This window comes from Actinomadura sp. 3N508 (assembly GCF_044326375.1).
Classification (GTDB): domain Bacteria; phylum Actinomycetota; class Actinomycetes; order Streptosporangiales; family Streptosporangiaceae; genus Spirillospora.
In genome coordinates this window covers 1-22,772 of the sequence record NZ_JBIRAX010000023.1, presented here as the reverse complement: position 1 = coordinate 22,772, position 22,772 = coordinate 1, and the positions used below count along the sequence as shown (strand labels likewise).

Sequence of the window (22,772 nt, the reverse complement as noted above, 5' to 3'; positions counted from 1 at the left end):
TGAACCTCCTGGGCCTGTCGTTTGCGCCTTCCTGCCCATCCCATCAGATTCTCCGAATGAATGCACGAGTTTCTGGTCCGCTGATTGATTTCTGGGTCAGAGGAGATTGTGAAGGAAGCGAATGCTTTCGTCCGGCGGGAGTGCAGTGACGAGAAAAGTCGAGAAGAGTTGCCCGAAGTAGGTGAGGTCACGGTTGCGGACCAGGTAGAGCGCGTGGTCACGGTGTTCGAGGAAGATCATGTCGTTGATGTGAGATTCGGGAAACCTCATCACGGTGATCGGGCCGTCCATAAACGCGGCGTTGGCCTGAGCGGTCGGCATGACCTGAAGGGTGATATTCGGACGCGCCGCGAGTGCGATCAAATGCCGGATCTGGGCCTGTATTATTGGTGCGCTGCCCGTGTCTTCGCGGAGGACGCGTTCATGGATGATGATCCATAGCTTGGGGGCGTCGGGGCGGAAGAGGATGCTCTGGCGGGACAGGCGAAGCTCCACTCGGCGCTGCAGTTCCCGCTCCGAGATCTCCGGGAGATCACGGGCGATGACGAGCCTGGCGTACTCGCCGGTCTGCAGGAGACTGGGCACGCACAGCGGCGCGTAGGTCCTGATCTCGGCCAGTTCCGGTTCGGCCATCACGTAGAGCTCGAACCAGTCGGGGATCACGTCCCGATAGTCCCGCCAGAACGCATGACGACTGCGGGCAGACAGTTCGGCCACAAAGTCCCCGTCGACCTCCCGCATGTACCGCCTGCCGGGGACGCCGGCGGCGACAGCAGCTGCCGCTCTTTGAGGGGCGTTGATGTAGGCGTCCCAGTCCAGTGCGCTCAGCAGCGTTTCCGCGCCCGTCCGGTCATCGCGGCCATCGTGGGCTGTTGCGACAGGCTGGGGGGCGGGTTGGGGCAGGTCGGCAGCCTCGGCTGAGGCGGTCTCCACATCCCGATAACGAGCCTGAAGATCGGCCAGGGAGAACATCTTGCCGATACCGCGCCGCTTCGCCTCGGCATGCCGGTAGAGCGTCGCCCACAGCGACTCCACCAGTTCCCATCGGGGGATGCGGGACCAGGTCCTGCTGAACACGTTATGGGCCGTTGATCGCGGAACCCGAATGACCCGAATGCCGCAAACCAGGCGCTGCTCGGCCTCCAGGTCCGACGAAATCTTGTCAATTGTCTGATAACTGGGCCCTCCTGCCACGCGGCGATTGTGGGCCAGCAGGGAGATCACTTCATCAAAGTGGCGCTTGTGATCTTCGTCTGTCATGATCGTAGTTCCGTCCACGGTTAGAGATCTGTGGTTTCAAGGCATCGACATCATGCCAGCCTCGCCAGGGACAGGCCGGTCACTTGACACATTTCCTGGCTTGAGTCACGCCAGGTAACAAGACAACCGTCGATGCACATCTGATAGGCAACCGCCACGACTGCGGAGCATCCCGGATGAATCTCGGATGTACCAGCCGGTAGGACGTGACGTCCCAGATTCATCCGGGATTGATCGTTCCTCGTCCATCGGCTGCGACCAGCGTGCATGGTGGATCCCGTCCTTGCAGATCTATTTTCGAAAGCCCAGTAGTGCCTCATCACGAATCTTCTGTATTTCCTCGGGCGCTCGCGTTCAGCCGGCCTCAGAAAAGCAGCACATTGCCGACAGGCGACGCCAGCTTGGCGTTGACGCTGGTCACCACCTGGATAATTCGCACTGGCCGGTCACTTCCGGCTGTTCCCGTGAATGAGCTTTCCGCAGAAGAACTTGAGGACTTCTGGGCGGATGAGCAGATGCTTTATGGCACGCCCAGCCACTTTCACGCACAGCGGCTACCAGCGAAGTAACTGACGGCGCATACGGTCATGAAGCACGCTGCGCTTCGAGATTTATCGCCCAACCAACGATTCTGTCCCTCCCGACCGATCAAGCGAGCTGCTCTTTACATGAACACCACACTGATCGGCGTCGATATCCCCAACTTCGGCGACCGGCGCCGCAGCAACGACATCCGCCGCGTGCTTCGCGACACCATGTACGGGCTGCTGACCGAATCCTTCACCATGACAGGGCTCCCTTGGGAGGACTCGCATCGCGAAGACCGAGGCGACGGCGCGTTGATCATCCTCCCGCCGAGCGTGCAGTCGTCCGAAACCCTCGATCCCCTCGCGCACCACGCAACCGCATTGCTGCGTCGCGCAAATCGGCTCACCAACGAGCTCACACGGCTCCGGCTGCGCATGGCTGTCCACAGCGGTGAGGTTCAATACGACGCTCATGGTGTACTCGGCCACGCGGTCAACCACCTCTTCCGCCTGCTGGACGCCAGCGCGTTCAAACGGGTCATGGCCACCGCCCACTACGCCGACCTCGGCATGCTGGTCTCGGATGACCTCTACCGCGCCGCCATCGATGATGGAGCCGTCGATCAAGACGCCTACACAGCCCTGAACGTCACCTGCAAGGAAACCCGCAGAGCCAAAGCCCACCTGTGGCTGCCGCACAAGCGCGACTGAGTCCGCCTTCGACGAACGCTCCGGTCAACGCCGCCCAACTCTGCCGCGACCGCTCCCCCGACTCCTGAAACCGGCCGGAGCGGCCGCGGCTTACTCGCATCCGAGTGGAATCAGCTTCACTCCGCCCGGACCGCTCTGATGGGTGAGGCTCAGCAGACCATGCGCCTTCGGCTTCGAGTTGGACGACCTCAGAAGACGAGCGCTACGTGGTCGCAGAACACGTAGCGGGTGGCAGCAACGGTGGCGCGCGCGAGTCATCGCGGAGCCGGGCCAGGAGGGTTCCAATGCGGCCTCGTCGGCGCCGACGATGGCGGCGGCCACGCTGCCACCTGCCGACGGTTGGTGTGCCAGCGTCCGGTGAGATCGGCGTGAAAGTGGGCTCAGGGGTGTCGGCCCAACATGGTCGCGGCCTCACTGGAATCCCAGGTGCGAAGCCAAGTTAACGTACTCGGCGAGCAGCACAAGGTTCCCCGTCGCCGCGTCGCCACCGATCTCCAAGGCTTGGACGATCTCGGCGAGCACGCGCAGCTCCGGCAGGTGGGACAGCCAGTTCTGGGATCCGAGGTGGTGAACCACCGTGATCAGGCCGTGCTGCGCCCAGTCCCACAGCGTGGCCGTGCTGACGCCCACCACCTGCGCGGCCTCCTCTGGGCGGCACCAATATCGGCCGACCGTTCCCGTCTCGACCGGCTCGCAGTACAAAACAGCTACCCACCCCCAGCGCAGACCGCACCGCGCCCCTACGGGGACGGGGTCTCCGCAGGCCTGGCATCGGGTCGCCGACACCGCCTATACCTCGCCGTCCGCGACCTGGAACAGGTCGCAGCCCCCCGTCCCCAACAGGAATTGCACCAGCACCGCTGCCTGCTGGGCGTGGCGAAGGCTTGCCAGCCCGGCGTCCATGACCTTCAGTGCGGTCGCGTCGCGTCGCTCGGTCGGTTCCGCCTCCCGGAGCCATTTCGCGCGCCCGTCCACCGCTGCTACCACCTCGTTGAAAGTCTCGACTACGTTCCTCAGCGACTCCAGCGCATGGACGATCTCTGTCAGCGTCGAAACGTCCACCCCGGCGCGCACATCGCGCAGCGTGGTTTCGGCCTGGTCTTCCAGGGCGTCCAGGGCGTTCTGCAAGTCGTTTGTCCATGCTCGTGCATACTTGGATGTCACGCCGAAGCCTTCCAGCCCGGCCACTGGGCGATGTGGGTGTCGATTGGCCTGGTGGCCAGGGTCGCGGGACGGGGTGTGAGTCCCGCGCGGCGGTCGCGGGCGGCATCGTCCTTGGGGGCGCGTGTGGCCAGGCGCGCGGCACCGGGCGTGGTCAGCAGCGCCCACGAGGACACGACGGTCGAGGTCAGCGCGAGCAGCGGGTCGATCGGTGCGGGCGGGGACTCTGCGCACGGGACGGCGGGCGGCCGGGTGGGCGGCTCGGCATCCGGGCGGGGAATATGAGTGGTGGCGATTCCTGTGGTGGCCAGCGGACCGAACTCCTGCAGAACGAGCCGGGCTTGGCTGCGGGTCCGGCCGTCCTGGGCCATGTCGTTGCGGACGGCGACGCGGTTATCGGCCCAAAACGCCAGCCACGTGCCATCCGATAGGGGTCCCCAGAGGACGGCGATCAACGGGACACCGAGGGAGTCGTAACCGATGCCACTGGCCCACCGCAGGAGACCGGACGCGGCGGGTGGCGCGGCGACCGGGCTCCACGCCCGCTGAACGTCCGGGCCAGCGTCGCTGGAGTTGAACTCGACCATGCGGGCGCCGAGGGCGACGGCGGTGGCGGTGGCCGCCTCGTCCAGGCCATACAGGTGCGCGTCGCAGACGCGCGCCGCTTCGTCGGCCACAAGGGCCTTGGGCCGCTGGCGGGCGGGCAGAGCGGTGACGGTCGGCGGGGCGGTGAACCGCCCGGAGAACTCCTGCTCCACGGCCCACAGCGCTTCGGCGTACCGGACGATGAAACGGTGGGCCGCGCGGCGGAGCCGGTACAGGTGACCGATCCGCGCGTTGGGGTCGTCGGCCGCGAACGGGTCGACCTCCAGCGGATCCGTCGAGGTCATAGTGCGGGCCCTTTCGCCTTGACGGGACGGTCGCGGGCGGGCTTGTCCTGGATCCATCTGCGCAGCCACGCTGGCGCGGCCTCGCGGGCGTGCAGGAGGAGCAGGGCGGCGCCCGGAATGGTCGCCAGCAGCATCAATCCGCCGAGGGCGCCGCCGAACAGCACTGTCGCGTTGTAGAGGGTGTGCGCGACGATGACCGGGCCGATCCGGCCGGTGGCCCGGTACATCCACCAGGCGACCCCGGCGAACACGACGGTCGCCAGCGCGGGGGCGCCCAGGTAGGCGTGCGGTACCATCCGCAGCGCGCACACCACCAGGAGGATCTGCCAGGCGGGGCGCCGCGCGGCGGCCATCAGCACGGCGGGCAGCGCGAGCAGCGGGATCTCTTCCCGCAGTCCGGCCACCAGGGCTTGGGTGGCGAACAGGACCGGGTTCGGCAGGCCGGTCGCGTCGGCCTGGTCGGTCGCGGCCGGGCCGAACTGCGCGATCCATCCCCCGAGCAGCATCGAGGTCGACTGCCCGGCCAGCATGACCGTGCAGGCCGTGACCGCGTTGATGTCCCAGCGCCGCACGATCTCACCGGGCAGCCGTCCCCGCCACAGAGTTACGTCGGCGTCGGCGGCGACCTGGGCGCATAGCCACGCACCCGCTGCGGCCAGCAGCACGGTCGCGGCGGTGTCGGCGACTTGGCCGGGGTTGGGCAAGAGCAGCAGCCCTGCGATGGCGAACCCGGCCGTGAGCCCGGTTGCACGGGCGGAGGTGCGGCCGTGTGTGGGCCGGCAGGTGCGGAACAGCAGCCAGATACCGGCGGCTGTGAGGTTGGCGGCTGGCAGATTGACCGGGACCGGGAAGCCAGGCCAGTCGATGTCGACACCGACCAGGTCGGCGAAGTCGTTCAGAGCGGCGGCGAAGTGCGTGCCGAACAGCACCGCCAGCACGGCCGCGCCAGCGGCGAGGGAGGACTTGGGCATGGGATGGGTTTCAGGTCTCGAGGATGGGGGCTCAAGGAGACGGGGTTACCCGCCGATGGCGAACTCGGCCCAGACGATCCGGTGGTCGGACAGGTGGTCGCCGCCGAGCTCGACGCCGTACCCGGTGACGCATTCGGGCATCGTTGTCAGGATCCGGTCGCCGCGGTGGGGGACCGTGTCGTCGGTGTGCCCCACGGTCGGGGTCGGGTCCCGACAAAGGCGGCCGACATCGTAGAACCCGTGGGCGGTGAGCGTGCCGGCGGGGCGCTTGTCGAGCTTGCTCTCGGCCTTGGCCCGGTCGACGCCGGTCGTGTCCGGGTCGTCGTCCTCTGCGGCCGCGTTGAAGTCGGCGACGTAGATGACGTTCTGGTGCTTGTGGACAGTGGCCGTTTCCGCTTCGGCGAGGCGCATGGTCGGGCTGGAGGGCGCCGAGTGGCCGACCAGGAAATGCACGTCAATCCCGGCGATCTGCAGGTGGAGGTTGATGAGTGTGTGGACCCATGGCGGGCCGGTGAGCTGGCGGGTGTCCACGACGGTGAGGTGGTCGCTCGGGCGCGCCAGGACGGCGATGTCGCAGCCGTAGAAGTGGGAGCGGCCCAGGAACCAGTAGGTCATGCCGAGCTGTTCGGCGATCTTCTTCAGGCGATCATTCCCGAAGTAGTTCCACTTGGCCTCCTGGAGCCCGACCAGGTCCAGGCCGAGGCGGGAGAGCAGGTCGACCTGCTGCTGAAGTCGGGTGTCGTCCTTTTCGTCGGGCTCGGCCCCTTCACCGTCCAAGCCTCCCTCGAACAGGTTGTAGGTGGCGACACGGATGATGGCGGGCTTGTCAGGCATGAACGGTCCGCTTTCCAGTAGGGGAGGTCGGGCAGGCCACCGATGCTTGTGATCAAGGTTGCTCGCGAGGGCAGGTCGAACTGTTCAGATCTCCACCGTCACGCTGACGCGCTTGTGGTCGGACTCGGGCTCGTCGGGCTCGCGGAAGTCGTGGACGCGGTAGGAGTCGGGCACATAGGCGTCACGGAGCGGGTCGTTGAGGAGGATGCCGTCGATGACCAGACACTGGCGGCCGTTGGGCCGCTCGATCTGCGTGGGGGTGTAGTTCTGGGCGAGTTCGGCGGCGTGATGGAACCCGACGCCGCCCTCCCGCTGCTGCGTGTCGGGGTTCCACCATCCGACCAGGGCGTCCAGGGCGCGAGTGTCGTAGACGTGCGGACCGGCCTGCCGGGCGCCGCCTTGGAACTGGACGCGGTAGTTGATCCCGCGCGGGTTGTGCACGCCGGGCGTGTTCATGTCGGTGGGTTCGAAGTGGGGGCCGCTGGGGACGGTGTTCCAGTCGCCCAGCAGTGCGCACGGGATCGCCGGGTCGGCGAGCCGGTCGAACCGGCGGTTGTCGGCGAGGCGGGTGTCGCCGGAGTAGATGTCGCCGTGCGTGGCGGCGATCCGGATGGGGTCGGTGCGGCTGGGGAGGGTGAACAGCAGCAGGTTGCGGTTGCGGGAGGCGAAGTCGGGAAGCCGGTGGGAGTAGAACCGGCGGACCACGACCTTTTGCGGGTTGACGTAGATGACGGGTGCGAACATGCCCCACTCGCGGGGTAGCGCGCACGGGTATGGGGAATATGCGGGGCCGCCCGCGTCCCGCATCGCGGCGGCGGCCTCGTGCGCGCCTTCCATCCCGTTCAGCTCGTACCGGTCGCCCTCGCCCAGGACCAGGACGTCGGGCCAGTCACCGTCGTGGAACATCCCGGTGACCTTCGCGAAGTCATAGCCACCGCCGTCGCCGGAGTAGGCCGAGTACCCGGTGGTGGTGTCCCGTCCGCCGTGCTCGACGTTGACGTAGCTGAGCCGGAGCTTGGCCATTCGCGATGCCTTCCAATCTGCGAGAAAACTGGGGCCGCACGGACGCGTCGGCGGCCGGTCAGGGGTGAAGGGGGAGGCTCGCCCGGCCGCAGACCAAAGGTCCCGACCGTGTGACGGGGCCGGCGGACTCGACACGGTTCAGGTGTCCGCGGCCGGGCGAGGATCAGCGGGTACGGGGGTGATCAGCCCGCGGCCCGGGCCAGGGCGGTGACCAGACGATCCGCCTCGACGACGGTCCCGACCCCGGACGGCAGGTCATAGCCCTGCCGGGCCGAGAAGCCGGGCACGCTGTTGGCGGAGTTGCTTCCGGTGGTCAGGTCGTAGAGCCCGTGCCGGGGCGAGCCGGGCGCGGCGTACAGCGCCTGGTGGATGTCTCCGAGGGGTCGCCCGGCCTGCTGCGCGGCGAGCGCGACGATCCCCGCGAATCTGGGAGCGGCGATCGAAGTCCCGGCGACCCGTATCCACCCGTCCTCTTGATCGGGCAGCGGGTTGTAGCCGCGGCTGTAGTACCACTCGCGGGACTGACCGGAGGCGTTGAGCGCGAGGTCGACGACGCCGCGCTGGTTGCCGACCACGCCGGCGACGCGGCGCTGGAAGGCCGGGCGGGGGAAGACCGCTGACAGGCCGGCGCCGGTGGCGTGCCCGCCCTCGTCACCCCACACCTCGTCCGGCTGGGTGCGGCGGCCGTGGTCATCGAGATGGACACGGGTGCCGCCGACCCCGACGACCAGCGGGTCGGACGCGGGCCAGGCCGCAGTGGGATGCGGGTAGAACGCCGTCCCGGCCAAGTTGGGTCCGGTCGGGCCGGTGTTGCCGGACGCGGCGATCAGCGTCGTCCCGCGCCGGTACGCCGCCCGCAGGGGACCGCGCAGGGCGGTGAGCAGCCGGTAGTCGCCCTTGCGTCCGGCCTGCTCGGGGAAGTGGGCCTCGTAGGCGCCCCACGACATGGTGACGGCATCGACCTTGCGATGCCGGGTGACCCACCCGATCGCCTCGATCAGCTCGCGCAGCCCCTTGGTGCCGCCGGACGGGATGCGGGGTGTCTCCACCACGATGATCTTCGCGCCGGGCGCGGTGGCGTGCACGGCCTGCACGTCCACGGTCGCTTCGGCCGCGCACAGCGCCTGTTCCGGGTATCTGGGGTCGGCGGTGGGCACGTCGCCGTATTGCAGCGTCTCCACCTCGGCTGGAGGGAGGCCCCAGTGCCGGGAGTAGACGGCCACGTCCTCGCGCAGGTGTGGGTTGTGGTAGCAGATCGGGATGACGACGGTGCGGCCTTTGCCGGTCAGGCCCCGCCGGTGCAGCCGGTCGATGCCGTACGCCGCGTTGATCTGCGGGGGCCCGTAGCAGCCTGGGGAGCCGTAGACCTGCTGGCACTGCGACGGCGGCACCGGCTCGACCGGCGTCCCGGCCGCGCCAGCGGAGAAGCGGCTGCGGGGTGAGGCCGGGTTGGGGGCGATGTCCAGCGTCAACCGCACACTACCGACGGCGAGCTGCTGCTCTGCGGCGACCGGGGAGACGCTCCTGGGGGCAGCCGGGTCGGCGACAGCCTGGACGAGGGAGACGGCGACCGCGCCAGCGGCCAGGACCGCCGCGGCGGCCAAGCTCACGCGCCGCTTGGGGATTCGGATTAAGGACACGAGGATCTTTCCGTGTTGGAGGGATCGGGCTGACCGGGCACTCGCAGGTGCGCCGGAGTCATCGGGAAAGCGACCGCAGGACGCTTGCGGGCGGCGGCGACCACGAGGCGGATGTCGCCGGGCGGTTCGGTGTTGAGCTGGTGGAGCAGGAATTCAGGCCGCCATTGGGAGAGCGGGACGACGCCCGGGTCTAGCAGCTCCCAGGCGTCGAGCAGCCCCGCGATCTCGGTCGGGGTGCGGAGGACCGGCGGGGGCATGTGCCGGGCGGTGAACAAGGCGTCCAGCCTCGGCCCGATCGGCGGCTTGTCGCTGGTGGGCGGGCCGGGCTTGGCGGTGAGGTGGGCGATCCCGACGTGGCTGCCCGGCGCGAGAGCGGCGGCAAAGGTACGGGTGATGTGCCGGGCGGTGTCGACGTCCAGGACGTCGAAGGTGTTCAGGAGCAGCACGCCTACCGGCTCTGCCAGGTCGAGAACTTCGGCGGCACCAGCGAGGAGGGCAGTGGGGTCGGTGGCCGGCACCTCGACGTACTCGCAGTCCGGCATGAGCACGCAGGCGTTGAGCATCACTACCGGGTGCCCGGAGCTGTACAGCACCCGCACGTCCGGGTCGATGCGGTGCGCGACCTCGTGGCCCTCGTCGTGGGTGGGCATGTCACAGTCGACGAAAATGATCTGCCGGACGCTGGCCGCGGCGACCATGTACCGCACCAGCCGCGTCCGCGCCGCGATCCGCAGCGCCGCGACCCGCTTGATCTCCGGGTTCTGTTTTGCGACTAGGTCGCCGAGCTGTCGGTCTGCGGTGTAGTGGTCTTTGAAGCCAGCCCAGTAGTTCCACAGCGTCGGCCACGACCCTTCACCAACGGTGAGGTGCCTCGTACCGGACACCTCGTCGTGTTCGCCGTACTCGTCAAAGTGCGGCACGGTCACCTCCCGGCTGAGGGACGGGTCCGCTACGCAGGACGGCGGCCATGCCGAGGACGCGGACGCTGTCGTGGACCTCCTTCGCGTAGCTCCCATCTGGGGACCAGAGCTGAACGTCGACCAAACCAGGCGACGGCAGATCCCAGCCGTCGGCGAGGGCGGCGATCTCCTCCACCGACCGGAAGATGATCGAGCTGTTGCCCCGCTCGTAGGCCTTGGTCATCCCGGCGACGCGTTTCGCGCTGGTGCCGGTCTCGGTTGCGTGCGACAGGATGACGACGCTGCCGGGCGCCAGACGCTCCCGCAGCTGCGCCATGACCGCGGCCGCGTCGTCCACGAAATGGAGGACAGCGGCCAGGACGATCACTATCGGTTTGGTCAGGTCGATACGGCCGACCAGGTCCGGGCGGCTGGTCAGGTCAGGATGGTTGAGGATGCTGTCGAGGTCGGTGATGTCCCCGCGCAGCACCCGGCGGTAGCCGCGGCGGAGGGCACGCGCGTGGACGAGGACGACCTCGTCGTTGTCGAACGCGAGGACCGTCGCGTCCGGGGCGGCCTGGAGGACGCAGGTCTCCACCGAGTCCAGCGGAACATCGTCCGTAAGGCCGACACCAACGTCGAAGACCTGCCGGATGCCGAATTCGGTAACCACCCAGCTCGCCGCGCGGCCGGCGAACAGGAAGTTCTCCTTCGCCACTTCCCGCGCTTCCGGCGCGTTCTGGATCACCGCCTCGGCGGTCTCCCGGTCCTTCGCCGTCCAGGTCTTGCCGTCGAGGTAGTAGTTGTAGACGCCGGCGGGTCGCGCCCTGTCGAAGTCGAGGGGGATCTCAGGCAGGTTCATGAAGCGACCGCCCCGGGCACCTCACGGCGGCCCTCCTCGGCCGCGGTGAGCTTCTTGCGCAGCTCCCCGGCGGTCTCGGCCACTACGGCGGTGACCTGATCGCCCGGGTCCGTCCATCGTAGCTCCGGGTCGCGGAAGCCCCACAATCGCCTCTCGTTCGAGTAGACGATGTTCCACCCTGGGAAGTCCCTCTTCAGCGCGGCCTTGGCCTGCTTGATGGGGTCGGCGGTGTTGGTTGCTGCGTTCATGGTGGGGGTTTCCCTGTTGGCGAATGCGGGGTGCAGGCGGCGGCGGGGAGGCGGTGTGGGGACGGAGAGCCGTCGGTCTCCCCGCCGCCGCGGTCAAGGGGAGGCGTCTCCGGTCGCCGTGCCGTCCGCCCACTCGGCGGCGGTCTCGGCGGCAGCCCTGGCCAGTCCCTCGGGGACCGGCGGGGGAGGAGGCGGCTTGCTGCCGTGGACGAGGTCCAGGGCGGCGACGGCGCGGTCGAGGTCCTCGATCGTGGCGAGCAGACGATCTGGTGTTCTCAGGTAGGCGAAGTAGGGACCGCGGCCGCGGTCTCGGACCACGACTTCGACGGTCCGTTTCGGGTCGTCGCCAGCGTCCGGCGCGCTTACCCGCAGCACGGTGTCGTCGCCGTCGCGCACGAGTTCGCATGCCCATTTGCGGACTTCGAGGCGGCGTTCCAGCTCCCGGAGCGGCAGGGCCGGGCCGTCCACCGGGATGGCGGGCCCAGTGGGAAGCCGACAATCCCGCGCTGTGCTAGCGGTTCCTGTTGCCTGCGTCACAAGACACATTGATGCGCATCAGCGCACCTCGGAGAGGTAGAGATTCTCCCCATCCGTCGAGGGGGAGGAATCCTCCCCCTCCCGCGATCATGCTCAGGCGAGCAGGCGGAGGGTTCGAGCGAGTTTCCGGACGTCTTCGGCGACAGTTGCGGGAGGGTTCGGCAGCATCTCCGCCACGATGGATTGGGCGAAGATCGAGAAAGCGAAGGTGTCTCCGGACACTTCGTCGGCCTTGTTCATCAGGTGGACAGCGGCGACATTGTCGCCTTCGCGGTGGTGGGCGCGTGCCACCTCCACCAGGTACCGGGATTGGCGGGTGCGGGACGGGATGGCGGCCGGGTCGATGTTGTTGGCCGCCTGTGCGGCCAAGCCTGGCTGTTGCAGGTCCAGGTGGATCGTGACCGCATAGTGCGCGACCATCCCGGACCCGATCATCAGCCACGGGTGTGCGTACCCAGCCCCGAGCGATTTTGCGGCCTTTTTGGCTTCGTTGTGGTGACGCCAGGCGTCACCTTCTCGGCCGAGCTTGGCGTGCGACAACGCAATCGCCAGATGCATAAGAGCGAACAGGGCTCGGTCGTTGCTGGAATCGGCGGGGCGGAGCATGCCCGCGACATCGTGGGCAATCTCGACGCGGGCTTCGGCGGCTTCGCCGGCGTCCCTCCATACGTGGTTGAGGTACCAGGCGGCGCCGGCCATCGCGGCGGGATTGTCGCTGTCTTGCGCGGCGTGCATGGCCCGGTCGCCGGTCATGTACACCAGTTCAGGCGCTGGCTGGTGGGAGGCGTACAACTGGGCGATGTGGTACGCCTGCGCGAGTTGCTGGGCGGCTTTGCGCCGGTCGTTGCCGTCGAGGAGACGCACGGAGGTGCGGGCATCAGCGATCAGGCCGGGTAGGACGCCAGCGACAGCATCGCGTTCGTACCGGCTGGTGTGCCAGCCTCGCCATGCCTGCTGGACCCGGCCAGTGAGGATATCGGCGGGGATCGGGTTCGTATTGGGGGGCGGCATCGGGTACGACGCCAGAGCATCGCGGATGCTGTCCAATGCGTCATGAGCGTGCTTGGTGTAGATCGCTCGTGACATGCGATGGTCGCCGGTCAACTTGCCCAAATCGTCGACGTCGACCACTTCGGCTAGGCGGATCAGCATTTGGAGTCGCGGCATTGCGATCTTGCCGGTCTCAAGGGACTTGACCCAGTCAGCCGATCGTCCGACCAGGCCACCGACAACGGCACGGGTTTTGCCGGTACGCTCGCGGAAGTACTTGAGTCGCGTGCTGAAGGGTGCGTCTGGGGGAAGTGATTCGGGGTTAAGCTTGGGCATCGGCCCTGTTCCTTTTGCCTTGGTGACCTAGACAATCCCAGGTTAAGGTGCAGGGCCGGATCCCGTCACGGCTTGTGTCAACGAGGCTGGCGCGAGTGCGGAATAGGGCGGGCGTCACAGGTCGAGCAGACCCGTCCGTCTGGACGTGGACCGGTGGCCGGTGGCTAGCCCGCTAGCCTGGCCGGGCTATGAGTCGCACCAGTTCCCCAGCCCGCCCCGAACCGTACGCCGTCGTGGTGGCTGCCATCCTCGTCCGCGACCCGAACGTTCTGCTCGCCCGGCGACACCTTACGGGCATTACCGGAAGCGCTGCTCCTCGTCGTCCTTGATGCGGTCGCGTGGGTCGTCCGTAGCACAATGGTGAGGCACTACGCGTCAACCAGGTTGTCTGGCTGGTCAACCCACAGTTGGCCGCCGTCACGGGTGACGGTGAGCCCGAAGCGCTCCAGGTCGGGGCGTCCGATCGCAGCTGCATGTTGCCGCTCGTCCCGGGGAACCGGCCAAGGCCGCTGCCGTCGGGCATCACATCGACCTGGGCGATCAGCCCGTGCCCGAATCACGACGCGTACGGGGTGACGATCCGGCCGCCGGGTCTGCACTGCTCGACCCACGGATACGGGATCTCCTGGACCGAGCATGTCGCATGAACCCGGCCATACGGCGCGGGCCGCCGCGTACCCGTCAGTGCCGTCTCCCACGATCACCGAGGGCGTGCCGTCGCCGGGTACAGCGGCAGCGAGGTTCTTCACGGCCTGGGCGGCGAGCGCGGCGTCGACCTCCACGGAGGTGACCGAGCCGGACTTGGTGACGATCTGCGCGGTGAGCGCTGCCGTGTACCCGGTGTCGGGTAGGACCGCCGCGCTGCTGTCCGCGCGCGTTGGGGAGCAGAACGTCACCAGCGTGGAGGTGGACGCCGACGTCGCCCAGCAGGCCATTACCAACCTTGAGAAAGCGGGCCTCGCGCCGCATGTGGTCGTCGCCGACGGCGCCGCCGGGTTCGATGATCACGCGCTCTATGAGCGTGTTCACGCGACGGTCGCCGTTGCGGAGATCCCGTATGCGTGGGTGGAGCAGACCCGGCCGGGCGGAGTCATCGTCCCTCCCTGGCAGCCGCTGCGCGGGCACGGCCTGATGATGCGCCTGACCACCACTCGCGACGCGGTCCATGGACGCTTCCACGGGCCGACCGGATACATGATGCTGCGCTCACATCGCGCCGAGCTGGTCTGGCAGGCACGCCACCTGGATGAGGCCGACAAGTCGGGGACCACGCTGGATCCCCGCACCGTTTTCGAGGCCGGGCCCGCGCGCCCGAAGGCGATGACGATGCGGTCGGCAGGGAGAGTCCATTCCTCGCGGGCTTGTCGACGGTAACCATCTTCGACGTGGTCCAGGGGGTGGAGAGCCTTGGCGCGGTGACGCCGGACTCGTACTCGTCGCAGGGGGTCGCTTTGCGGTCCTCGCCCAGGTGCTCCGCGATGCCCCCCGCCGCCGCGACAGCTCACCAAGCATCAACGCGTCCGCACCACCCTCGACGGCATGATCCGTCGCGGTGATCCGAACGCCTTCGCCGCCATCGCCCGCGCCGCGAACATGTCGACCTGGTTGGTCTATGCCGACGGCGTCCGTGAACACATCGAGCAGGCCGGCACTCGTCAAGCTGCCCGTACGGCCAGCGATTGGGACGCACTGCCAGTGCTGCGAGCCTGGCCACCGACTTGGAACTTGCCCGCAAGCAGAACAAACGTCTGCGAACCGAGCTTGATCAACTACTCAAGCAATCACTGCTCCACCTCGGCCAGCTTTCCAACCAAAGCCTTGTGAAGCGCGTCGACGAACTCACCAAAGCCAACCAGCCTGGCGATCAGAGGCGTCTGCTCGCCGATGACAACCAGCAGCTCGGCCGCCGCGCTATCGAACTCGAAGACGGCCTGACCGCAGCCAGCGCCAGCTTCCACAACGTGATGAGACAGATCAACACCACGAGCACCAGCGACGACGCATCCCGGTCCTGCGACGCCTAATCAGGCTCGGCAGGTCCGGGTGTCCCTTACTTAGCGACAATTACGACCTCTGGCGATGGCGGACACCTTGCGGCACTGGCCGGACTTCCCGCAGCCGCGCCCCGATTCGATTGACCCCGGCTAGAGGACAGCCAGGTGGAGGAACCCTGCCGCGGCGATCCCCGCCATGACCCCGGCGCCCGAATCCGTCGTCATTCCGACCGTGATCCCGATCGCGACGGCGATGGCAAGGATCACCACCCAGCGCAACGGCAACCTCGCCCCGCCGCCTGGCTCACTCGACTCTGGTTGGCCTACGCCCATTTTGGTGGTTCTCCATCCTGCTTGTTGGTGAGAGCGATCTGCGACGCGCCTTCGGGTGCGACCCGAGGGGGGGACTTCGCCTGCTCTTAGCCTTCCTGCTCAGCCTGCTAGGATCCAGACCGACAGGCCGACATTATGGCGGGGGGGTTATCATATGGAGGATTTGATCAACGCTCAGATCTCTCTGAACACACAGGGGGCCTCGGGCTGGCTTACGGGGTTCACCAGCGGCAAGGAGGGTGTCAGCCTCACCGTGACTACTATCCCCGGGCCCTGGGTCTATGAGGTCGAGGGAAGATTGGTGAACGGGAGGGCCTCGATCACCCGAGTGGCGATCGTCCCGCGCGATCCGGAAAATCCCACGCCCATCACCAAGGACGTCGTCCGGCGCACTCCGATCGGAACGGTGCTGGCCTGGGTCAAAGGCGCTCTGAGGACCGAGTGGGAGGATCGATTCAGGAAGCTGGCCGCCGCGACGAGCACACACACAGCCAAGCAGGGCAGGTCCTGGCCCGCCGAGCACTACTTGCAGGTTGCCTGGTTCGCGGTCAACGCCGAGCTTACCGAGCGCCCGGGCGGGCCACGCCAAGCCATCGTCGACCACTGGGGAGTGGAGAAGATCACCGCCAGCCGCTGGATGGCCAAGGCCCGCGAGCTCGGCTATCTCCCCACCTACCTGGCCCCGCCGTCCCACCCTCCACAATCTGATATCGACGCCCAGTTCGAGGCCACCCGCAGACTCGAGGAAGCGATCTTCGACAAGGTCCTACGTTCTGGGCTGACACAGGGCCCAGGCCAGGACACCTCCACCGCGGCCCAACTGGTGCTGAACACCCTAATGGGAACCTCGCCCGAAGCAGCCCAAATCCGAGGCCGCATCTTCATCGACTATCTGGCCGACTTGATCGAGTCGCCCGATAAGCAGATTCGGGACGCCGCCGAAAGGTTCCTGAACATTCTCGACAGCGAAGTCGATTCAGAATAGGGAGATCAGGCCCGCTCGGATTCGAGTGGGTAGTTGCGTAGTGCTAACCACAAAATCGTCGCGTTCCAGATCGGTATAGAACGACCCCGGCCCGGGAGTCGCGTTCGCCTCCGGCGAATCAGCATGCAGCCCAGAGTGCACCAGCCGAGGTGCCGCGACCATCCCATTTAAGGTCACGGGCTCGTCGAGGCGGACGAACCCAGGTGGCTGGCTCTGCCACCGGTGCTGGGAAAGGTCGGGCTTTGTCTCACAGTGGCGAGGCGGTTCCGGTTGCGGAATGCAGGGAGCCTTTAGGGAAGTTCGACGTCGGGAGACAAAGCGGGCGCGCTCTGACCACCCCGAATCGCCCGCAGGCTGGTAGATCGCCTTCGCCTCTGCCGGTTGCGCCTACATCTGACGGAAGTAAGCGCTCGCCTTCTTCTGGATGCGGGCCAGGCGCTTTGGACACCGGGCTGTGCTTGGCGTAACCCAGCAGTTGCGCGATCTCGGTCAGGTTGGTGACCCCGCTGCGCAGCAGGACCACTACCTGCCGCTCGCGCGGATCCAGCAAGGCCAGGAAGTCGCCGTACACCAGGCCGTCGAGGACCTCGGTCTCAGGGCCCTGCACCGGGATGGTGTCGGTCAGCTCCACGAACCGCACCGTGACCTTGGAGCGCTTGCTGTACAGCTTGCGTTCGAAGTCCTCGCGCGCGAACGACCAGTGCTCGGAGAAGTCGTCCTGTACACGATGCGCCCGCACCGCATCCATAATGCCGCGCAGCTGGCCGTCGGTCTCAGCGTGTTCGACGGCCGCCCGCACGACCTCAGCGGCTTCGGCCTGGCCCCGCCACAGGTCACTGCCCACCCGCGGGCTGACCGCCACCGCGCCCTCCAAGACGGAGCCGTCCTCCAGCCGAACCGGCTCCTCCCCGACGGTCTCGCCACACGCGGGAACCCGCCGAGGATGTCCTGGATCGCGGCGGTCACCGGCGGGATCCAGAAGTCCAGGTTGTGGGCCAGCAGCCGGATCGGATCGGAGCCGGAGAACGCCCGCATCGGGGAACCGGAGACCAGGTGCCGCCACACCGTCGACGCCCACGCCCGCGACAGCCGCTCCTCGAAGTCACAAGGCAGGAACCGGTCGACCGGCGCGACGTAGGAGCCCCCATAGGGCCACATGCCACAGCGCAACGCCGGCAACCCGTGGCGCTGAACCGTCGGGTGGGCCAGCAGGTGGAACAGCGGGGAGTACTCCGGGGTACCGGCTCTCGGTCCGGGGCACGAACACCACGTTCACGTCCCCGCGGTCGGCGACCCGGTAGATGGCTGGCGGCAGGTCGTCCTCGGCGAAGAACCGGCGCCGTAGCTGCGCCGCCTCCCACAGCAGGTTCCATTGCGCGACCGTCACCTCCAGCCGGAAGCCCTCCTCGTCCCTGATCCTGATACGGGACAGCGGCAGTGTGAGGTACTCCGGTGGAACGGGCGCGAGCGGGCGGATCACACGGCGGTACCAATGGCCCGCCGACATGTTGGTGAGCGCGGATACAGCTCGGCGGTGACCGCGTCGCGGTCTGCATAGAACTGCTCGCGCTGGACGGCTTCGATCTCCGCAGCGGTGAGCTCGCGATCATCGGTCATCGGCCTGGAACCTCGGTCGGTGGTGTGTGCCATGCCTACATCACGGCACCAGAGGCTGTTCTCGTTCCGGTTCTGCCGGACGACTTCGTGAGGATCGGACGGCCCTCCAACTCTTTGGATACGATCACTCACGCAATGATGTCTGAGTGCCAGGTTGGCAGATGTTCGCCTGATCAGGCGTGCAGCCTCCTCGCCTTTCTTCGGAGGAAGGCCGACGTCACCGTCGTCGCTGCCAGCGGCACCACTGTCTCCAACTCTGCCCTGGCTGGAGATCCGATCGTCTGGCCTGGGCCCTTGGCTGGCCGCTACCAGTACCTGGACCCGGCCAGCTTCGTCCACGCCGGCCAAGCCCCGCCCGGCAGACTCGGGCCGCAGTCATCTCGGACCGCTCGATGAGGACCCACCCTCGCCGATGGACGCGCCCCGCGGCCGACTAGTAACTCCGACGACGCATTGAGCTGAGACTGCGCACGTCAGCCGGGCTCGTCTTTGGGATCGCGGCCCATGTGAGCAACAACACAGTTGTGCTGGTCGCGGCGTACAACCTTCTTAGTGAGCGGACGGGTCCGTGCCGGGACCCGGCGGGGGGCGAGCTTCTTGCCTCCATTGAGCGGCGATCGCTGCGCATCTACCCTGGTCACTCCATTGGGTGGGTGCGCGGGTCCAGTGCCTGAGCGGTTGCCGTCAACCTCGGCTCTCCCAGCTGACCCGTCGGGGGTACGCGTGCCGGACCGTCCGGCCAAGGGGTAGCGGCCGGGCCCCAAACGAATCCGGTCAGAGAGGAGAGCAGCGCTCCATGAGCGTCCCCCGAAAGCAGGACGACGACGAGCCCAGGCGCTTCTACTGGCGGCTGCGAACTGGCCTTGAAGTGATCAAGGCGATGATCTGGGCCGTCCTCCAGTGGATCCGGTCGGGCGGATCGTCCTGGACCTGGCTGCCGTAAGCAGGGACGAGGGCCCTCCTGCGACTCGTTCCGCTCTGGATCGGGATGTTGGAGGGCCCTCCGCACTCGCCGACGGGCTTCGCGGACCACTGACCCTCGCTAGAAACGCTGGGTCCAGCGGTAGGAGCCCGCCGCCGACCGCCGTGTGGCTGAGCGGGCCTAGTCGGAGGGTGGGGTCCGGGCGGCGGCTTTAGCACTGCGGTTTGGTGAGGGTGGTCATGAGTCGGTGGGTGTCTTCGTCGGGCTCCGCGTCGATCTCGTTGAGGCGGCTTGCCAGGAGTTGGTAGGTGCGCCGTACGGCGTCCGGGCGGCCGAGTTGGGCTTGTAGGTACATGACGTCTCGGTAGAGGGTCTCGGAGTATGGGTCATGAGTGATTGCTCGTTCGAGGGTGGCTAGCGCTCGTTCCGGTTGCTCTTGTTGGGTGAGTTGGACGAGGTGTCCGAGGGCGTCGACGACGGCGCGGCGGAGGTATTCGCGGTGGGCGTCGGCCCATTCGTACTCCAGTCCGCTGGCGAATTCCCCGGTGTAGAGGTCGCTCACCGGGGCGAGCGCGTCGATGCGCTCGGTGTCGGCGGCGGCCCGTTCGGTGTCCATGAGGGTGGTGGTCAGTTGCCAGAGGTCGACGTCGATGAGGTCGGGGTCGATGCGGTAGTGGCCGGCGGTATGGAGGACGAACTTGGGTTCGGTGAGGCCGATCGCGGCGCGCAGGACTCTGCGGATGCTGGTGATGGCGGTGTTGAACTGGACGACTGCGGATTCGGGTGTGAGATCGGGCCACAGTGCCCCGATGGCTTGGTCGCGGGTGGCGCCCTTGGGATGCAGGGCTAGGTAGGTGAGCAGATGTTTGGCGGATGTGCGTAGGCCGGAGGTGATGGGGCCGTCCGCGGTGTGCAGGAGGACTGGCCCGAGTACCTGGAGGCGGGCTGGAGGTTGGTGGCCCTCGGCGGTGGGGCGGGGCGGCGGGATGAGGGCGGTAGCGCTGGGTGGGGCGGGTTCAGATGGGGTGTCGGTGCTCGCTGTGGGCGCGGGGGAGTCGGGTTCGGTTCCGGTGGCGGTTTGAATGGTGTGCAGCATGCCGGCGGCGTCGTTGGCGGTCAGGTGGAACAGGTGGGCTCCGCTGAACTGGTCGGCGTCCGGGCCGTCGGCGTCGGTGACGGTTCCATCGCTGGCGAGGGTCAGGCTGGTGCCGGCTGTCCGGGCGCCAAGTAGTAGCGCGCCGATGCTGTAGTGGCGGCCGAGCGATGCAAGGGCATGCACGGTGGCGGAGTTGTGCAGGGTCTGGGCATCTTGGGTGGGGGCTGTCGCGACTAGAAGCGTCGTCGGGAGGGGTTCGGCGGGGTCGTCGATGCGCAGGGCGGCCACGTCAGGCAGATCGGCCATCTGGCACATTCGGCTGCGGCGGAGGAGTTCGGCCTCCAGGTGTTCGACGGCTTCGTTCAGGGACGGCGTGATGATCAGGCCTTCGAGTGCCGTGGCTAGGCCGGTGGTGTCGGTGCCGGGGAAGAGGGCTTGGGCGTCGCCCTGTGGGATCACGATCTCGGCGCGGTAGCGGTGGGCCTTGGCTAGGAGTTCGGTGGTGATGGCGCGTGCGGCGGCATGGGCGCCGTCTCCGGACAGGCTGAGGCTGAGGCCGGGCAGGGGGACGGCGACAGCGTGGTCCCCGCGCGTGCCGATGACGAGGGCGTTGGGTTCGGTGTCTAGCAGGTCTTCGTGGAGGAGTTCAGGATCGGGCGGTGTGGGGGCGTTGTGGTCGGCGTAGGTGTCCATGTGGGCTTGGCGGGCCTTGAGGACCGAGTCAGGCAGTGGGGGCTCTGTGGTGCTTCCGAAGGAGCCCGGGTTGGTGTTGAGCTGGCGCCGGCGGCGTTGGTGCAGGCGGGTGGCGGCCACGGCCACGCTGAGTGTGGCGGCGAGACCGAGGCCGATGCGGGAGCCGGACGGAAGGGAGATCCCCATAGGTGAGTGGTGGCCGTCCTGGTCGGGTGGCGTCGAGGATGTTGGCCTGGCGGGGTGGTCGGCGGGCGGTGCCACGACCGGGCTCGGTGCCTGGGTTGCCGTTGACTTGTCGGACGTGGCGCGAGGTGGGGGTGGGGTGCCGCTGGGCTTGTCTGGTCCGGGCGGTGCCGAGGGTGTGGTTGCGGGTGATGGGGTGGCTTGCGATGGTGACGACGCACCATCTCGCGCGCTCGCCCGCGGGAGCCGAATGTGCTGACCGGGGTGGAGAACGTCGGGGTCGGTGAGGGCGGGGATTCCGTCGGGTTGGTCGATGCCTCGGCTGTTCTTGAAGATCTTGGGGTAGAAGTCGCCGGAACCGTAGGTACGGCGGGCGAGGCTCCAGAGGGTTTCGCCTCGCTTGACGATGTGGGTTCGCCAAGATCGCTGGTCAGTCTCCGGCTGGGCTGGGGACTCATCGGCCAGCAGTGGAGTCCAGTCCGATTCGGTCGGTTCTCGTGGTGTTGTGTCTTGCCCAGCCGACAATTGTTCTTGCGTGCCCAACTCGGAGCCAGCGACAGCATGGACGCCGGTCGCGGCGTACGTGTGCGTCGTGGTGGAGGCCGAGGTGGCGAGGGATGCGACGGTGCTGAAGGTGAGGGTGGCCGTAGCGACCAGGTCTCGGACCAGGTGTTGTAGCGGCCGGATCGGTCGCGGCAGGGCGGGCCTGGATCGTCCGGCCAGGTAGTTCATCGCCTCGGCGCAGGCGGTGATGATGAACAGGCACCATGTGCCCCAGCCGATGAGCAAGATCGTGGCCAGGAACACGCTCTGGTCGGTGTCCTGCCGCATCAGGGTTGCGCTGATCTCCTCCCATGACGGGAGCCGGTCTGGGACGGGTGAGCCGCCCATGGCGTACATCGCGGCCGGGCATCCGACCAGGAGGAACACGAAGACTGCAAGAGCGCCGAGCCCGCGCGCGAAGTCGGCGAGGCGGCTGCGTCCGGTGTAGCTCACGGCTGCTGGGCTCCTTCCACTCCGGTGGTCAGATTCGCGGTCGCGGCACCCTCGGCATGCAGGACGGATATCCCGATCACCGACAGGAACCGCGCGGGACGGGTGGTAGAGACGTGGACGCGGATGGTGCGCCTTCCGGCGGTGGTCACCGTGCCTTCGTAGCCGCTGGCTCGCAGGTAGGAGCGCGCCGCTCGGATCGCGGACTCACGATCCACGACGAACTGCCCGCGGGTGTAAGCGCGGTTCTGGTCGACTTGTCCGGCACCGGCGCGGGCGGCTTCCTGGGCGGCGGTGTTGGCGTCCTGCCGGGCTTCGAGGACCTGCTCGAAGTCGACGACGGCGCCGAAGAACACCACGACGACCAATGTGATGATGACGGCGAAGATGCTTACGCTTCCGCGCTCGGATCGGTGCTGGAGTACGCGCTCGCGTGGCCGTGCCCGGGTAGTGATGCTCATCGGGCCGCTCGGTATGGGTCGACTGGTGATCGGTGGGTCTTGGTGACCGTTCGGGTGCCGGGCATCCCTGGTAGTCCAACGTCGCTGAGCTGGATGACGCAGGTCACCTCGGCGGATACCGTGGCCGACTGCCCGACCGGACGTCTGAACCCGGCCAGGTCGAGTCGGACGGACGGTGTGCAGTGCAGGCCCCGGTCGCGCAAGGTGTGCATCGCGCTGGTGCTCGCCTCGGCCTTCGCCTGACGTGCGGTGCGGGCAATGGACGCTTGACGTGCGGCATCGGCTGCGGCTTGTGCGACCACAGCGCTGCCGTGCGACACCCGCATCACGACAAGCAGCCCGGCGAGGAACGCGATGAACACCGGCGCGAGGATCGCGGTCTCCACCACCGCGTTGCCTGCATCCCGCGTCCGGTCAGCACCAACCAGCGTCTTCTTCCCCACGATCACGCTGGCCCCGGATTGGTGAACCCGCGGGTTTCTACCGGGAGTCCCGTGGGTTCATGATCACCCTGGGTTTGGTTCTTGAGTTGCTGACGAGGCCAGTGGGGTTGCTGCGTCCGTCGTGAAAAGATTGACGTTTCGTCGGGATTCCTGAAGGATCTAC

The 22,772-nt window shown here is 67.5% G+C and carries 25 protein-coding genes; 6 read left to right on the top strand and 19 right to left on the bottom strand.

The window, feature by feature from the left end:
• Positions 1 to 96 precede the first annotated feature (96 nt).
• The gene (locus ACH34S_RS41385; protein ID WP_395958412.1) at positions 97 to 1,260 is read right to left on the bottom strand and encodes a DUF5753 domain-containing protein; all 1,164 of its coding nucleotides are present in this window, start codon (positions 1,258 to 1,260) and stop codon (positions 97 to 99) included.
• Between the two features lie 668 nt (positions 1,261 to 1,928).
• Between ACH34S_RS41385 and ACH34S_RS41380 the strand changes: the two genes are divergently transcribed.
• Complete coding sequence (locus tag ACH34S_RS41380; protein ID WP_395958411.1) at positions 1,929 to 2,498, top strand: hypothetical protein; 570 nt, start codon at positions 1,929 to 1,931, stop codon at positions 2,496 to 2,498.
• 411 nt (positions 2,499 to 2,909) lie between these two features.
• Here ACH34S_RS41380 and ACH34S_RS41375 read toward each other — a convergent pair whose 3' ends face one another.
• The 13 genes from ACH34S_RS41375 to ACH34S_RS41315 all read right to left on the bottom strand — a co-directional run bounded on the left by ACH34S_RS41375 (position 2,910) and on the right by ACH34S_RS41315 (position 13,574).
• Positions 2,910 to 3,128, bottom strand: coding sequence for a hypothetical protein (locus tag ACH34S_RS41375; protein WP_395958410.1), 219 nt, complete (start codon positions 3,126 to 3,128; stop codon positions 2,910 to 2,912).
• A 159-nt stretch (positions 3,129 to 3,287) separates the two neighbouring features.
• Positions 3,288 to 3,626, bottom strand: coding sequence for a hypothetical protein (locus ACH34S_RS41370; RefSeq protein WP_395958409.1), 339 nt, complete (start codon positions 3,624 to 3,626; stop codon positions 3,288 to 3,290).
• A gap of 32 nt (positions 3,627 to 3,658) precedes the next feature.
• Positions 3,659 to 4,549, bottom strand: a complete 891-nt coding sequence (locus ACH34S_RS41365) for a hypothetical protein (protein ID WP_395958408.1) — start codon at positions 4,547 to 4,549, stop codon at positions 3,659 to 3,661.
• Entirely contained in the window at positions 4,546 to 5,520 is a 975-nt protein-coding gene (locus tag ACH34S_RS41360) for a type II CAAX prenyl endopeptidase Rce1 family protein (protein ID WP_395958407.1), read from the bottom strand. The genes ACH34S_RS41365 and ACH34S_RS41360 overlap by 4 nt, the downstream gene beginning before the upstream one ends.
• Positions 5,521 to 5,565: 45 nt before the next feature.
• Positions 5,566 to 6,354, bottom strand: coding sequence for an endonuclease/exonuclease/phosphatase family protein (locus ACH34S_RS41355; RefSeq protein WP_395958406.1), 789 nt, complete (start codon positions 6,352 to 6,354; stop codon positions 5,566 to 5,568).
• An 84-nt stretch (positions 6,355 to 6,438) separates the two neighbouring features.
• On the bottom strand, positions 6,439 to 7,377 hold the full coding sequence (locus ACH34S_RS41350; protein ID WP_395958405.1) for a hypothetical protein: 939 nt from the start codon (positions 7,375 to 7,377) through the stop codon (positions 6,439 to 6,441).
• Between the two features lie 182 nt (positions 7,378 to 7,559).
• Positions 7,560 to 8,987: a S8 family serine peptidase gene (locus ACH34S_RS41345; protein ID WP_395958404.1), complete on the bottom strand. Its 1,428-nt coding sequence runs from the start codon at positions 8,985 to 8,987 to the stop codon at positions 7,560 to 7,562.
• A 20-nt stretch (positions 8,988 to 9,007) separates the two neighbouring features.
• Positions 9,008 to 9,937: an SAM-dependent methyltransferase gene (locus ACH34S_RS41340; protein ID WP_395958403.1), complete on the bottom strand. Its 930-nt coding sequence runs from the start codon at positions 9,935 to 9,937 to the stop codon at positions 9,008 to 9,010.
• Positions 9,924 to 10,778, bottom strand: coding sequence for an SAM-dependent methyltransferase (locus ACH34S_RS41335; RefSeq protein ID WP_395958402.1), 855 nt, complete (start codon positions 10,776 to 10,778; stop codon positions 9,924 to 9,926). Before ACH34S_RS41335 ends, ACH34S_RS41340 begins: the two co-directional genes overlap by 14 nt.
• Positions 10,775 to 11,026, bottom strand: coding sequence for a hypothetical protein (locus tag ACH34S_RS41330; RefSeq protein WP_395958401.1), 252 nt, complete (start codon positions 11,024 to 11,026; stop codon positions 10,775 to 10,777). Before ACH34S_RS41330 ends, ACH34S_RS41335 begins: the two co-directional genes overlap by 4 nt.
• A 93-nt stretch (positions 11,027 to 11,119) precedes the next feature.
• Positions 11,120 to 11,494, bottom strand: a complete 375-nt coding sequence (locus ACH34S_RS41325; RefSeq protein WP_395958400.1) for a hypothetical protein — start codon at positions 11,492 to 11,494, stop codon at positions 11,120 to 11,122.
• Positions 11,495 to 11,656: 162 nt separating this feature from the next.
• Complete coding sequence (locus ACH34S_RS41320; RefSeq protein WP_395958399.1) at positions 11,657 to 12,889, bottom strand: helix-turn-helix domain-containing protein; 1,233 nt, start codon at positions 12,887 to 12,889, stop codon at positions 11,657 to 11,659.
• A gap of 556 nt (positions 12,890 to 13,445) precedes the next feature.
• Entirely contained in the window at positions 13,446 to 13,574 is a 129-nt protein-coding gene (locus ACH34S_RS41315) for a hypothetical protein (protein WP_395958431.1), read from the bottom strand.
• A 101-nt stretch (positions 13,575 to 13,675) separates the two neighbouring features.
• On the opposite strand from ACH34S_RS41315, the gene ACH34S_RS41310 reads away from it, so the two are divergent.
• The 3 genes from ACH34S_RS41310 (at position 13,676) to ACH34S_RS41300 (ending at position 16,201) form a co-directional block, all read left to right on the top strand.
• Positions 13,676 to 14,263, top strand: a complete 588-nt coding sequence (locus tag ACH34S_RS41310) for a protein-L-isoaspartate O-methyltransferase (protein ID WP_395958398.1) — start codon at positions 13,676 to 13,678, stop codon at positions 14,261 to 14,263.
• A gap of 305 nt (positions 14,264 to 14,568) precedes the next feature.
• Positions 14,569 to 14,913 (top strand): hypothetical protein, encoded by a 345-nt coding sequence (locus ACH34S_RS41305; protein ID WP_395958397.1) that lies wholly within the window; start codon positions 14,569 to 14,571, stop codon positions 14,911 to 14,913.
• A 457-nt stretch (positions 14,914 to 15,370) separates the two neighbouring features.
• Entirely contained in the window at positions 15,371 to 16,201 is an 831-nt protein-coding gene (locus ACH34S_RS41300; protein WP_395958396.1) for a hypothetical protein, read from the top strand.
• A gap of 247 nt (positions 16,202 to 16,448) precedes the next feature.
• Here the strand turns inward: ACH34S_RS41300 and ACH34S_RS41295 are convergent, their stop codons facing one another.
• Positions 16,449 to 17,075, bottom strand: coding sequence for a hypothetical protein (locus ACH34S_RS41295; protein WP_395958395.1), 627 nt, complete (start codon positions 17,073 to 17,075; stop codon positions 16,449 to 16,451).
• Positions 17,076 to 17,144: 69 nt separating this feature from the next.
• Between ACH34S_RS41295 and ACH34S_RS41290 the strand changes: the two genes are divergently transcribed.
• Positions 17,145 to 17,339, top strand: a complete 195-nt coding sequence (locus tag ACH34S_RS41290) for a hypothetical protein (protein WP_395958394.1) — start codon at positions 17,145 to 17,147, stop codon at positions 17,337 to 17,339.
• Positions 17,340 to 17,677: 338 nt separating this feature from the next.
• Here the strand turns inward: ACH34S_RS41290 and ACH34S_RS41285 are convergent, their stop codons facing one another.
• Entirely contained in the window at positions 17,678 to 17,818 is a 141-nt protein-coding gene (locus ACH34S_RS41285; RefSeq protein ID WP_395958393.1) for a hypothetical protein, read from the bottom strand.
• A 796-nt stretch (positions 17,819 to 18,614) separates the two neighbouring features.
• Here ACH34S_RS41285 and ACH34S_RS41280 point away from each other — a divergent pair.
• Positions 18,615 to 18,761, top strand: coding sequence for a hypothetical protein (locus tag ACH34S_RS41280; RefSeq protein WP_395958392.1), 147 nt, complete (start codon positions 18,615 to 18,617; stop codon positions 18,759 to 18,761).
• A 190-nt stretch (positions 18,762 to 18,951) separates the two neighbouring features.
• Here the strand turns inward: ACH34S_RS41280 and ACH34S_RS41275 are convergent, their stop codons facing one another.
• The 3 genes from ACH34S_RS41275 to ACH34S_RS41265 are packed head-to-tail and all read right to left on the bottom strand — an operon-like array spanning position 18,952 to position 22,615.
• Positions 18,952 to 21,708 carry a BTAD domain-containing putative transcriptional regulator gene (locus ACH34S_RS41275; protein WP_395958391.1) on the bottom strand — a complete coding sequence of 919 codons (2,757 nt, stop codon included), beginning with the start codon at positions 21,706 to 21,708 and terminating at the stop codon, positions 18,952 to 18,954.
• A complete protein-coding gene (locus tag ACH34S_RS41270; RefSeq protein ID WP_395958390.1) occupies positions 21,705 to 22,166 on the bottom strand; it encodes a pilus assembly protein TadG-related protein in 462 nt (153 codons plus the stop codon). Before ACH34S_RS41270 ends, ACH34S_RS41275 begins: the two co-directional genes overlap by 4 nt.
• Positions 22,163 to 22,615: a TadE/TadG family type IV pilus assembly protein gene (locus ACH34S_RS41265; protein ID WP_395958389.1), complete on the bottom strand. Its 453-nt coding sequence runs from the start codon at positions 22,613 to 22,615 to the stop codon at positions 22,163 to 22,165. Before ACH34S_RS41265 ends, ACH34S_RS41270 begins: the two co-directional genes overlap by 4 nt.
• Positions 22,616 to 22,772 lie beyond the last annotated feature (157 nt).